This window comes from Photobacterium indicum, from assembly GCF_003026215.1.
Classification (GTDB): Bacteria; Pseudomonadota; Gammaproteobacteria; order Enterobacterales; family Vibrionaceae; genus Photobacterium; species Photobacterium indicum.
The window spans coordinates 140,396-153,527 of the sequence record NZ_PYOC01000001.1 but is presented as its reverse complement, the minus strand read 5'-3'; the positions used below and the strand labels follow the sequence as shown (position 1 = coordinate 153,527).

Below are 13,132 nucleotides of genomic sequence, written 5' to 3'. Positions count from 1 at the left end.
ATATGATTAATACACTCAGACGGAATATAAAAAAACAAGACTCAGTAGTGAGTCAGCTTCTTTATCGTATAGTGAAATTTGCAAAATACGGGCAGCTACCGCCATTAACAATACTCTATAAGTTTGTTTATTTATGTTACAAATTGATGGGTATCGCTTTTCACCGTTGCATGAATTTATTCATCTATCTTCCTATGCTGCAATCGCAATTAACTCAATACGCAAAGGGGTTGCAGCTTGAAAATGGAATGCCATTAATTGCAGGGCCAGTTTCAATTTCTATCGGTAATAATGCTTGCCTTAATGGTGCGATGAGTATTCATGGACACCCTGATAATGAACAATGTCAGCTAGTGATTGGGGATGATTGTTATATTGGCTGGCAAACGGGTATTACCGTTGGTACCAAGGTCATTATTGGTAATAACGTGATGATTGCAGGTAGAACAATGATAAGTGGCCATAGTGGTCATGGTGTGAGTATTGATGAACGTGATAACCCTAAAATGGCTGATTTAGTTATAGAAGACAATGTGTGGTTATGTACCAATTGTCATATTGTTCGGCCGGTTCATATTGGTAAAGGCTCTGTTATTGCTGCTGGGTGTATTGTGACGAAAGATGTACCAGAAAATGTATTATTTGGCGGTAATCCTGGCAAGGTGATTCGCTATTTAAATACCTAGCAACATGTATTAACTCTTCTTTTTTTCGCTTTTTAGTCCCGAATATTGAATGGCTATAGGTAATTTAATGACGTTATTACATGAAAATCTGTTCTCACAATTGAAAGATCAAGGTGTTGTTGTACTGCCTGATTTGATAAAAAGTGAACAATTAAGTGCAATGAGAAATGCATTTGAATGTCAGCTGCAACAACCGAGTTTTAATGCGTGGCAAGGTTATCATCAAACAGATCGGCGCCGATTGATGCTTGATCAATTATTGACTGTTGAACAAGGTTTTGTGGATGTAGCCTTACTTTCTTTATTGCAGGTTTTAGTTAAACGTTACTTAGGTGAATCGGCTTGTTTACAAGAGGCAAAAGGGTGGCAAAGTTTACCTTTTAAGGATAATTTTCATCCCCTTCACCGAGATGAATGGTATTGCCGCAATCATTATTATGAGCAGAAAAAGCCGATGTCATTGAAGCTCGGCTTGTACCTTGATGACGTTGATACGGGGGCTTTTGCTTATATTCCAGGTTCACACAGGAATGTGGGTGGGGATCATGGCACTGTCGACGAGCTATCAACACTGATCACGGGAAAAGCAGGCACGATGTTCTTGTTTGATCCTGAAGGATTACATCAGCAAAGTTTTCCAAATTTAAAAAAACGTAATGCCGTCTTTTTTCATTTTTTTTCCAGCGATATTGTATTGTCACAAAACTTTATCCGCTGGGGGCGTTTTCGTCAGTTATTAATTGAGTCAAGCTATTTACACTCATGTTCGCCAGAGCAATTAGCCTTTCTTGGTATCGGTCGGCAACCATCAACTCACCCTATTGAAATTCAGCATTTTCGCTGGGCGCGTCGTTCAATAAATGGTTTAGTGCGTGGAATCAATGAAGGACAATATTGGTTTCAACGCGTGCAAGCACGGCTTAGCCGTTGTTAAAAGGGTAGTACGAACTTTCGGTCATTCAATGTTGTTAGAGTGGGAGTCAAACAACACTTCATTTAAAAAGCCCGTACTACATATTCATATCTACAGTGTCATATTGGAATTGAGCTGCCAGTTACCACCGAGGGCTTTGTGCAACCCCACCGCGACCTGAGCAGTCTGTAAGCGTGCGGTAACAACCCTATCTTGTAATAAGTGCTGCTGACGCTGTGCATCTAACACTGACAAATAATCTACTAAACCGGCTTCATAAAGTGATTCCGCTTTTGATACTGCACGATCTGTTTGCTGCTTAGATTCTAATACTAGCGATTGATACTCCTGACTATTACCGTAGCCTTGAAGTAAGGTTTCTACTTCGCCAATCGCATTGTTGACTGCGTATTGATAGGTAAGAGCACTGTTTTTAAAACGGGCTTCTTGAATATCGACCATGGCATCGCTTCGTCCACCATCAAAAATATTCCAACTTACCCCTATACTGGCAATCCATGCGGTTGAACCACTGCGAAATACGTCATCGAAATCACTTGCCACAAGACCCGGTGCGCCAGTTAAGAAAAACTTCGGATATTTAGCCGCAATCGCTGCGCCTAATTCCTCATTTATCGCTGCCATTTCACGCTCTGCAATACGTAAATCAGGGCGGCGTTGTAGTAAGTCTGATGGTAATCCTACTGGGATTAAACCAGACATTTCAGGCATTTTGTTTGCCGAGTTTTTTTTGAGCCTCTGGTGCATTTGTGACGGTGTGTCACCGAGCAAAATTGCTAAGCGTTGGCGGTGCACATTTTCAGCTGTTGCCAGTTGTGGCACTACGGCTTTCGATGCGGCAAACATGGCTTTCGCGCGTGCCAGATCTAACTCAGAACCGTACCCACTCGCGAGTACTTTTTGCACTAATACCAGCGTGCTTTTTTGATCTTTCACTGTTTGCATTGCGATTGTTTTTCGTTCTTGAGCCCCCCGCATTTGCAGGTAGTTATGAATCACATCGGCAGTGATAGCAGTATTTAAGCCTTCACGGAAAATGATTGCCTGTTCTTTTCGTATCGAAGCGGCTTGAGCTTGGCTATCGATACGGCCAAATAAATCCACTTCCCAAGCAATGGTTGCCCCTGCGAAAAACCCACTTTGCTTAGCATCCATTAATGGCACTCCCAGTGGGTTATTAGCCGAAACCACCGGACCTAATAACGGGTCATTATCACTGAACTGCGCCGTACTGTAGCCAGCACCTAGACTAACGGTTGGCACTTTAAATGACTCTATGGCTTGTTGGTAAGCCTGTGCCGCTTTAATGCGTTCCGCTGCCATTTTTAAGGGAATATTCTGTTGTTGAGCATCTGCAACCAACTGATTCAAAACAGTATCATCAAACTGATACCACCATGGCGTAATATTCTGGTGAGTATCGAGTTGAGATTGAGCATTTTGCTGATCATCTTGTACGGTACCGTTTGTATCTTGGTATAAATACTCAGTATCAATTGTATGCTCTGGCTTTTGATAATCAGGCCCTACGGCACACCCCGTTAGCGTCAATGCAAGTACAAGTGCAATCGGAGACCACTTAAGCGTTTTCATATTGACTCTCCTCTGCTTGAGCTTCTGTTTTCGGGCGATAGAACAAACGATACAACGCGGGCATTACAAACAGTGACAGTACCGTTGCTGCAGCTAAGCCTCCGATAATCGTGGCGGCCATTTGGTCGAACAAGCGATCAGATAATAATGGAATCATACCCAGAGCTGTGGTGAGTGCGCCCATTGAAATAGCCATGGTTCGGTTGAGTGTTGCTTCTTTTATGGCCTCATCAAGTTCACGGCCATTAGCACGCTCTAATTCGATTTGATCCATTAACATGATGCCATTTTTGATAATCATGCCCGATAGTGTGATAGCGCCAATGAGTGCCATAAATCCAAAGGGTTTATCTAACAATAATAAGGTCCATGTTGCGCCAGTAGCAGCAAGAGGAAGCGTGATTAAGATAATAACGGGCTGTTTAAAGCCATTAAATAAGGCAACCATAATGATGACCATAATAAGCATCGCTTTAGGCATTTGCTTTAAGGTGTCAGTGATCGAGCGGTGCTCATCGTAGTATTCACCTCCCCATTCAAACTGATAGCCAGCAGGTAATGTAATAGATTCAACCGATTGAGCCAGTTGCTTACGCACATCAGATGCAGTGGCACCGCTGACATCCGCTTGTACCGTGATTGCTGGTAAGCGATTACGTCGCCAAATCATGCTCTGCTCTGTCTTAAGATCAAAGCCATCAACCACTTGCCCTAAAGGTACGCTGTGCATGCCGAGAAGCGAACGAACGGGCAGTGTTTCCATCGAGCCTATATTGGCTTCGGCACTTCGCAGCTTGATAGGAATAAGCTCATCCCCTTGATGAAGCTGACTTAATGTGACGCCATCGGTTGCACGTTTCATAGCAAGCGCAATATCGGTACGGTTTATACCTGCACGACGGGCTTGTTCTTGATTGATGATCGGTACAATAACTTTGCTAGGTTGACGCCAATCATCGCGGATATATTTCGTATGAGGGTTAGCCGCCATAATGGCTTGGGCCTGCGTTGATAATTGCTGCAATACCTCTGGGTCTGGGCCAATAAAGCGCGCCTCAATACTGTATTTATCTTTGGTTGCGAGCTTTAAAGGACGAAAACGTGGTTCTGCATACGGGAACTCAGCTTTAAGCCATGCATCACCTCGAAGAGTTAATGCCGTTATAGCTTCATAGTCTGTCGTGTTAATAACAATTTGCCCATAGCTTGGATCATAAGGTTCTGGTTCAACGGTGACCGAGAAACGAGGTGCACTAGCACCGACATAAGCTGAAATAGTAGTGACTTCTGGCTGCTTGATTAGCCATTGTTCTATACGCTTCATATCTGTCGAGGTTTGCTCTATTTTGGCGCCATTAGGTAGCCAGTAATCAAGAAATACCATTGGGCGATCAGAGCTAGGAATAAAGTTAATTGCAACGTTGGGCACAGCAATACCAGTAGTAACCAATAATGGGATCAACAATGCTAATGTTTTTAGCGGATTCGTGACTGTCCAAGATACTGCGCGAGAGTAAGTTGAGGCTTTCGGATCTGATACTGCTCCTTCTTTGGCTTTTTTTGGTTTAATCCATAACCAACACATAAGCGGCGTTACTGTCATGGCAATGAGCCAAGAAAACAGTAGCGATGAGCAGACAATTAGAAATACGGAACTGGCAAATTCAGCAGAATCTGTTTTTGAAAATAGAACGGGGCTCGAGCCCATAATCGCAATAACGGTAGCACCTAGTAAAGGTACCCCTGCCTCTTTCACCGACCCAATTGCTGCTTTAGTGCGATCAATACCTTTATTGAGTTTAACAATAAACATATCGGCGATGACGATGGCATTATCAACCAACATACCGAGCGCTAAGATGAATGTGCCAAGCGAAACCCGTTGCAAGTCGATACCCGCAACATACATGTAAATTAAGGTGAGGAGTATGGTTAGTAATAAGCTTGAGCCGACAATGACTGCGCTTTTAAAGCCCATAAAAATCAGTAGAACAATAACAACAATCGCGACACTTTCGATTAGGTTAGTCACAAAGTTATTGATTGATTTACTGACTTCATCAGGTTGGAAAGCAATGGTGCCGATCTCGACCCCAAAAGGTAATGTTTGTTGATATTCGTTAATGATATTGGTGATTGAATCGCCCAAAGACACAACGTTAATACCACTTACTGGGCTAACAGCAAGAGTGATGGCATCGTAACCATTAAAGCGACTTTCTGATAATGCTGGGGTTTGGTAGCCCATAGAAACATTGGCAATATCACCAAGGCGGATCAAGCCTGTACTGAATTTACTCACACCGCCTTTAATCATTAAATTACGAATATCATCGAGTGATTTAAATGCGCTACTTTGATCTATGCGAATACGCTCAACGCCTGCTGCGTAACTGCCCGCATCGAATGTCATGTTTTGGCTGGTCAGTTGGTTGACGACTTGCGCGGCTGAAATCCCGTATTCAGCTAAACGCTCGTCGGGTAAATCAATATTAACCACTTGATTGCGTACACCATGAAGCTCAATTTTCTTTATGCCTTCAACGGTTTTTAAACGACGTTGAAGCTCTTTGGCGTACAAACGCAGTTCTGATGGTTCGATACCGTCACCATAAACAGAAAACAACATGCCATACACTTCAGAAAACTCATCTTGCACAATACTGATTTGTGCCGTGGCTGGCAGGGTAAGTTTTACGTCATTCACTTTACGGCGCAGTAAATCCCATTGTTGTGGCAGATCTTTAGAATTGGTTGCTTCTTGCAGATCAATGAAAATCATCGAACTACCCGGACGAGACAGTGAACGCAGTTTCCATACTGAGCCCATTTCTTGTAATCGAGTTTCAATTTTATCGGTGACTTGTTGTTCTACTTCTTGCGCTGATGCCCCTGGGTAGAGTGTTACTACCACGGCGCTTTTTACGGTAAAAGAAGGGTCTTCTAATTTTCCGAGTTTAAAATATGAACCAATACCTGTAATCACACACAATACGCAGAAAAAAACCACGAAAGTGCGTTGCTTAATAGCAAATTCCGCTAAATTCATCGTTCTGTTCCTTATTGGGTGATCTTGATTGTTTCAGTTTTGCCAACCTGAATACCGGTTTTTAAAAAATGCACCCCCGCAGTCACTACTTTGTCGCCTGCTTGTAGTTTGCCTGTAATACAGGCTTTATTTGCATTGAGGGCATTAACTGATACTGGCGTTTGTACTGCAATATTGTCTTTAACGAGAAAAACAGACTGCTGATTGTTGCTTGATATCAGCGAGGAATATGGCACGCAATATTGGTTGTTCATTTGCTGAAAAGGCACATCAAGCTGAATGGCCTTACCGGCCAATAAGCTATCGTCAGTCTGGCTTAACAAAAAGGTGACAGTGAAGGTTTGTTTGATCGGATCAGGAATGGTACTGATTTCTTTTAAGGTTGCAGGAATAGATTGTTGGCTGCCGTACCAGCTTACGTTTATTTGTTGCTGGTTAGTGTGTTCTGTTTGTTGAAGGTCGCTATTACCTTGGCTTTGGCGCTGCTGAATTTGCGCTCTTTTTATCGAAATAAATTGATTAGCTAGATTCTCTGGTACATCAATCACCGCTTGTAATTGGTTAGGCTGATGCAAGGTAAAAGCTGGAATGCCAGGGGCCGCTTGTTCAAATTGGTCAAAGAAACGATGGCCAATCACACCATCAAACGGGGCTTTTAGCTCAGTATAAGACAATGCATCTTGGGCTTTCCTCAGATTTTGCTGTACGACTTGTACCATGGCTTTGCTGCGTTCGTAGCCACTGATTGCACGATCTAAATTGACTTCAGCAATGGCGTTATCTCCCGTTGCTTGTTTCACGCGTTTTAGTTCTAATGCTGCGAGTTTATGGGCTGCTTTTGCTTCAGCTAAACGGGCGTCTAATTCTAATACGGTAACTTGGTAATCATTCGGATCGAGGCGGGCAATAACCTGACCTTGCAAAATAGTGTCACCCGCATTAAATAATATCTCGGTAATGGTACCCGGAACACGAAAAGCCAGATTGGCAGAATCAGCAGATTCAAGCACACCTGAAAAACGTTTAACACTGGTGCTATCGAGCGCATTTAATTGCATTACTTGAATAGGGCGAGGGGATTTATCTGCCGTCATGGCAGGTGCATCAGTACAACCTGATAAGATAGCCGCTGTAATTGGCGCGACGAGGCATAAGGCGAGTTTCTTTTTAAATCTACTTTCTTGTTTTATAAGCGATAAGTTTTTCATTATTGACTCCCACTGTCATTATGGGGGCCAGTCTAATCGGTTCATTGCAATAGATAATCATGCCATTGCATGAATAACTGTCTCGATAATCATGACAATTAAAGTTTCTTTGGTAACTCTTGTAATAGTAAATCAATCAATAAACGAGTGGCGTGGCTGATGCCGTGACGATCTGGATACAATAACCACACGTCATCTGCACGAGATTGATATTGAGGTAAAACGCGAACCAAAGCTCCACTTTCCATAGAGGCAAGTGCAAGCAGTGGAGGTAAAATACCAATCCCCCGTCCATCTAGCATGGCTCGGCGTATAAAGCCGATATTATTACTGGCGAGGCGAGATTTAACTTTTACTTCTTCATCAATCAAGTCCCAATTATCTTCTAATGTGCCATCTGGCCAGCGATAACAAATGCATTGATGAGTGGCGAGTTCAGCCAATGTATTTGGCATGCCATATTGTTCGATATAACTTGGGCTAGCTAAGAGCATTCGGCCGAGTTGAGCAATATGACGGGCAACAAAGCTAGAGTCATGAAGTTTACCTGCATGAATAGCAAGATCTAACCCTTGCTCATACATATCGGTATAGCAGCTGTTGGTCGAGCGAATGTCTAGATCAATTTCAGGATACATATCTTGGAATTGGTAGAGAATATGCTGAATGGCTTCGTCACTTTCAGGTAATAACCCCAGTTTCACTTTACCGGCTGGGCGAACATCAAGTTTGAGCAAAGTATCATTGGCTTTTTGGTAAGCCTCTAAAACAGTTAATACTTCTTTGTAATAAGCTTCACCATGCTGACTTAAGCGCAATTTTCGTGTAGTACGGAAAAAAAGTTGAGCATTGAGTGATTTTTCAAGCTCACCAATTCGGCGGCTCACATTGGCACGTGGTAAATCCATAACATTTGCAGCAGCAGTAAAACTACCTAGTTGAACCACAGTTGTGAACAGTTTTAGATCATCAATACGCATGATATTCACTTAAAGTGATGACAGATAAAAAATCATTTTGAAGCAGTCTGGTTAACGGAGCAATAAAATCATGCTGTTATTCCATATTTCCGTAGTTTACTTTGTAGCGTTGTTCTGGGTATTTTAAGTTGTCTTGCCACTTCGCTATGGTTGTTTTTATATCGTGCCATTGCATTCGATAATAATTGTTTTTCATAGCTCGCAAGGTGCTCGGTGAGTGATTCTGGGATTTCACTGTTTTTTATTGGTAACTTTTCTTGATAATGCGTAATGGACTCTATTGCTGTGAAAGGCTGTGTTAATGTGTCGAGGTGATATTGATTCAGTGCATCATCATTGGTTTGTGAACACATTAACATGCTACGGAGTACTACATTTTCTAGCATCCTTACATTTCCAGGCCATGACCGTGACTCAAGAGATCGGATGAAGTCTGGTGTATAGCCATTAATGTGGGTGTTTAACAATGGATTATGTTTACGGATAAAAAACTCAACCAAGTGTGGAATATCATCTAGCCTATTTTGCAGCGAGGGGAGAACAACCATACAAACACCGAGACGATAGAATAGGTCTGAGCGTAATTGTTTTTGTTGGATCGCTACCTCTGGTTGTTCATTCATCGCGACGATATAGCGAATGGTGACTTTTTTTTCATCGTTCCCCCCCAAAGGTCGAAAGTAACCATCTTGAACAACTCGCAGCAGTTTGCTTTGTACTTCAATCGGCATTGAGTTGATTTCATCTAAAAACAACGTACTGCCATTCGCTAATTCTAATAGCCCTTTTTTATTTTCAGCCCCGGTAAATGCCCCTTTTACTGTTCCAAATAGGGTACTTTCAATTAAGGTTGGCGGGATTGCACCACAGTTGATCGTTACCATCGTACTATTTTTTGCCGCGCTGTTCTGGTGAATATACCGAGCAACTAATTCTTTCCCTGTACCTGTTTCACCCGCGATCAAGACAGGGAGCGGTGTCTGAGCGAAACACTTCGCATCTTTGAGTAACCGCTTGAATAGCTTATTTTGCGTGACAATCTGTAGATCTTGATTAGGCAGGGAACGCGTTTCTTTTAAGGTCTCAGTCAAATGGATTACATGATCGGTTAACTCTCTCAAGTTACTGATGTCATGAACGACTTCGATGACAAACATTATCGTATTATCAGGGTTTACAATGGGAAATGTTGATGAGGTTAGGGTCATCACCTTACCTGCAGGTGTCTGGTAGTTCTGTGCTTTGTTCCAGATAGGCACATTGCTATTTAGTACCATGATCATTGAACTTGAGCTTCTTGTTAGGCTTGGAAAAGCATCTAGCAATTTTCTATGGAGTATATTTTCTACCTCTACACCATCAAGTCTCGCACTCATTTCGTTGTAGGCAATAATCGTTTCTGTCGCGTCGATAATAATGTACGAGCTGGACATGCGATCGAATACCGCCATTATTTGGGAAAGAAAAGGTAGTAAAGGTGTTGAGACTTTCTCTATCATTACCATGTTCCAAGCTGACGATATATCGTCATATTAAATCATTATTTTATAGCCAATATCGCGAAGTGATTCACAGTAATGTCTTATTAATCAATAACATTTTCATAGGTGCTGAAATTTCACCACTGACGATATTTCGGCATGGCATAAGTTGTTGTTTTTATGTGTTATTTGGGTGCATCTTATTGATTTTTAACGCGTTAAATTATTTGATTTTATTATGGCACAGTTCTCGCTTATAAGTAATTACTTAGCGTTAAAAACGGATAATAAAAGGAATGATTATGTTTAATTACATTATTGCGCGTACCCCTTGTAAAGCTCTTATCGATGGTATTTCATCTGCAGATGATGGTAAACCAAACTACGAGCTGGCGATGAAACAGCATCTAGCATACTTAGATGCGCTCAGAATGTGCGGTGTTGAAATATTGTTACTTCCTCCCCTCGAAAATTATCCAGATTCTGTTTTTGTTGAAGATCCTGCGTTGTGTACTAAGCACTGCGGTATCGTGACTCGTCCGGGGGCGGACAGTCGTCGTGGGGAGATTGATTCAATTGAACCTGCACTTCATCGTTTCTATGGTGATAACGTCGAGCGAATTGAAGCCCCTGGTACGCTTGATGCCGGTGATGTCATGATGGTTGGAGACACCTTTTACATTGGTCTGTCGGCACGTACTAATGCTGAAGGTGCTAACCAATTGGTAGTCATACTTGAAAAGCACGGTCTAACCGGTCGCTTAGTCACAATGGAGAAGGTTTTACACCTGAAAACAGGGTTGGCCTACCTTGAAGATGGCAATTTACTGGCTGCCGGTGAATTTGTTGATAAGCCTGAATTCTCACATCTTAATATTATCGAAATCCCCGAGAGCGAAAGCTATGCCGCTAACTGTATTTGGGTAAACGGCAACGTCATTATGCCAAGTGGCTATCCGATCTCTGAGAGTAAGATCCGTGACCTGGGGTATAACGTGGTAACGGTTGATACTTCAGAGTACCGAAAAGTCGATGGTGGCGTTAGCTGTATGTCATTAAGGTTTTAGGACGTTATAAGGAGGGCAGGATGCCCTCTCTTTAAGGAGAAAGAAGATGGCTCGGCAGAGTGAGAGTAAACTAGGGTTATTGGCAATGACGGCTCTTGTAACTGGGGCGATTGTTGGTAGTGGGATCTTCAGTCTGCCGCAAAATATGGCTGAAGGAGCGGGAGCTGGCGCGATCATTATTGCTTGGATTATTACTTTCTTTGGCATGATAACCTTGGCAAAAATATTTCAATGGTTGTCGATCAACCGCTCAGATATTGATGATGGTGTTTATGGTTACGTTCGAGAGGGATTCGGTGACTACCTTGGTTTCAATGCCGCATGGGGGTATTGGATTTCGGTTTGGGTTGGTAACGTTGGTTACCTTGTCGTAATTTACAGCGCACTCGGTTCATTTCAAGTTTTTGACTTCTTTGGTGACGGCAGTACTTTTCCCGCTATGGTTTGCGGCATCATTACGTTGTGGGTACTGCACTTTTTCGTGTTACGCGGTGTTCAATCCGCAACGACACTGAATATTATCGTGACTATCGCAAAAATAATCCCAATTCTGTTATTTATCTTACTCGTTGCATTAGCATTTAAAATTGAAACGTTCCAAATTGATTTTTGGGGATCTCCTGAGCTCGGATCTGTGACCAGTCAGGTTAAAAACACCATGCTTTACACTGTGTGGGTATTTTTAGGCATTGAGTGTGCCACGGTTTATGCGTCCCGCGCTCAAAATATGCAGGTTGTAAGCCAGGCAACGATCTTAGGGTTTCTGATTACAATCACTCTTCTTATCTGTGTTTCTTTGCTTTCTCTAGGCGTAGTGCCACAAGCTGAACTTGCAGGAATGAAAAATCCATCAATGGCGCAAGTTCTTGAGTTTGCAGTTGGTCCTTGGGGAGGTGTACTGATTAATATTGGGTTGATTGTCTCAGTTGGTGGGGCATTGCTGGCATGGACAATGATATCTAGTGAAATGCTCTTTCTTGCAGCTAGAGGATCTAAAAATACTGCACCATCTATTTTTGGAAAACTGAACAGTAAACAAGTGCCTGCCAATGCAATGTGGCTGACTAATAGCCTTATCTCGCTATTTTTAGTTATTAATTATGTTAATGATGCTGGTTATAATATCTTGATTCAACTGGCCTCATCGATGGCGCTAATACCATACTTGTTGTGTGCTGGTTTTGGATTGAAGCTCGCGCTTAAGAATAAACAACATGCGGTCTCTTTACTGCTGATGACATCAATTGGTTCTGTCTACGGTTTATGGCTGATCTATGCTGGCGGGTTAGACTACCTATTATTGTCGCTATTACTTTATTCGTGTGGATTACCATTCTTCTTCCGTTCAAGAAAAGAGCGCGGGCTAAGTTTTCTTATTAGTCCAATTGAAAAGGTTTTAGCTGCGATGGTTATCGGAGGGGCTCTTACTGCTTTGTATTTGATTCTTTCAGGTACTTTGTCACTTTAGCTGTTAGCTATGTATTCTATATTACATATAGGCAGTATTTAAAACGATAAGGTTGCCACAAGGGCGACCTTATCGGTATTAACTTCAACGCCAGCTTAGATGAACATTATTGGCAATCTTGCGTCATGCTGCCAAGCGCTGCTGGTTGTGTCATAGTGTATTTACCCTTTAGGTTTCGGTATACACGTGTATTCCACACTTCACCATTATCTAACTCAAAATCAATCGCATAGTTTATGCCGTTTACAACTTGCGCTTTTACATACAAAATTTTGGATAATTGTGCTGATGTATTCATCATGGCTAACACACTGTCTACCGCAGCTGCTGCTTCTGGTGTTACAGCTGAATCATGCCACCCACCTGCCATACCCGCTTTGGTATTACAAAGTGGGTTGATACTTTTCTCTTTTGCTATCGTTGCTTGCGTCGATTGTTGTGAACATCCAACCGCAGTTAGAACACAGAATGATAAAACCAAGGCTAATCGTTTTTGCATGCGAGAGAATTTCCCATAATTTATATACAGCAAGGCAAACATCCTCACTGATTAGATGTGAATATATTTAATAATAAATCATCGTTCAAATAATTTATAAAATGAACGTTCAATTTCAACCTTGTACTGTACAGATTGATAGTCAGGGAATTGTCATGATTTCACTG

Annotated in this window: 10 protein-coding genes; 4 read left to right on the top strand and 6 right to left on the bottom strand. The window is 42.1% G+C overall.

What is annotated here, in order from left to right:
- The first annotated feature begins 2 nt into the window (after nt 1-2).
- Nucleotides 3-686, top strand: a complete 684-nt coding sequence (locus C9J47_RS00675; protein WP_107251788.1) for an acyltransferase — start codon at nt 3-5, stop codon at nt 684-686.
- Nucleotides 687-753: 67 nt separating this feature from the next.
- Nucleotides 754-1,620: a phytanoyl-CoA dioxygenase family protein gene (locus tag C9J47_RS00670; RefSeq protein WP_107251787.1), complete on the top strand. Its 867-nt coding sequence runs from the start codon at nt 754-756 to the stop codon at nt 1,618-1,620.
- A 90-nt stretch (nt 1,621-1,710) separates the two neighbouring features.
- Here C9J47_RS00670 and C9J47_RS00665 read toward each other — a convergent pair whose 3' ends face one another.
- The 5 genes from C9J47_RS00665 to C9J47_RS00645 form a co-directional block, all read right to left on the bottom strand.
- A complete protein-coding gene (locus C9J47_RS00665) occupies nt 1,711-3,213 on the bottom strand; it encodes an efflux transporter outer membrane subunit (protein ID WP_107251786.1) in 1,503 nt (500 codons plus the stop codon).
- The gene (locus tag C9J47_RS00660) at nt 3,200-6,262 is read right to left on the bottom strand and encodes an efflux RND transporter permease subunit (protein WP_107251785.1); all 3,063 of its coding nucleotides are present in this window, start codon (nt 6,260-6,262) and stop codon (nt 3,200-3,202) included. Before C9J47_RS00660 ends, C9J47_RS00665 begins: the two co-directional genes overlap by 14 nt.
- Nucleotides 6,263-6,273: 11 nt before the next feature.
- Nucleotides 6,274-7,470 carry an efflux RND transporter periplasmic adaptor subunit gene (locus C9J47_RS00655; protein WP_107251784.1) on the bottom strand — a complete coding sequence of 399 codons (1,197 nt, stop codon included), beginning with the start codon at nt 7,468-7,470 and terminating at the stop codon, nt 6,274-6,276.
- A gap of 98 nt (nt 7,471-7,568) precedes the next feature.
- Nucleotides 7,569-8,450, bottom strand: a complete 882-nt coding sequence (locus C9J47_RS00650) for a LysR family transcriptional regulator (protein WP_107251783.1) — start codon at nt 8,448-8,450, stop codon at nt 7,569-7,571.
- Nucleotides 8,451-8,518: 68 nt separating this feature from the next.
- Nucleotides 8,519-9,949 (bottom strand): sigma-54 interaction domain-containing protein, encoded by a 1,431-nt coding sequence (locus tag C9J47_RS00645; protein ID WP_245903226.1) that lies wholly within the window; start codon nt 9,947-9,949, stop codon nt 8,519-8,521.
- Between the two features lie 284 nt (nt 9,950-10,233).
- Here C9J47_RS00645 and ddaH point away from each other — a divergent pair, with 284 nt between their 5' ends.
- Both ddaH and C9J47_RS00635 read left to right on the top strand, forming a co-directional pair.
- Nucleotides 10,234-10,998 (top strand): dimethylargininase, encoded by a 765-nt coding sequence (gene ddaH, locus C9J47_RS00640; protein WP_107251782.1) that lies wholly within the window; start codon nt 10,234-10,236, stop codon nt 10,996-10,998.
- A gap of 46 nt (nt 10,999-11,044) precedes the next feature.
- Entirely contained in the window at nt 11,045-12,466 is a 1,422-nt protein-coding gene (locus tag C9J47_RS00635) for a basic amino acid/polyamine antiporter (protein ID WP_107251781.1), read from the top strand.
- Between the two features lie 106 nt (nt 12,467-12,572).
- On the opposite strand, the gene C9J47_RS00630 is transcribed toward C9J47_RS00635, so the two are convergent.
- Nucleotides 12,573-12,965, bottom strand: coding sequence for a cystatin domain-containing protein (locus C9J47_RS00630; RefSeq protein ID WP_107251780.1), 393 nt, complete (start codon nt 12,963-12,965; stop codon nt 12,573-12,575).
- Nucleotides 12,966-13,132 lie beyond the last annotated feature (167 nt).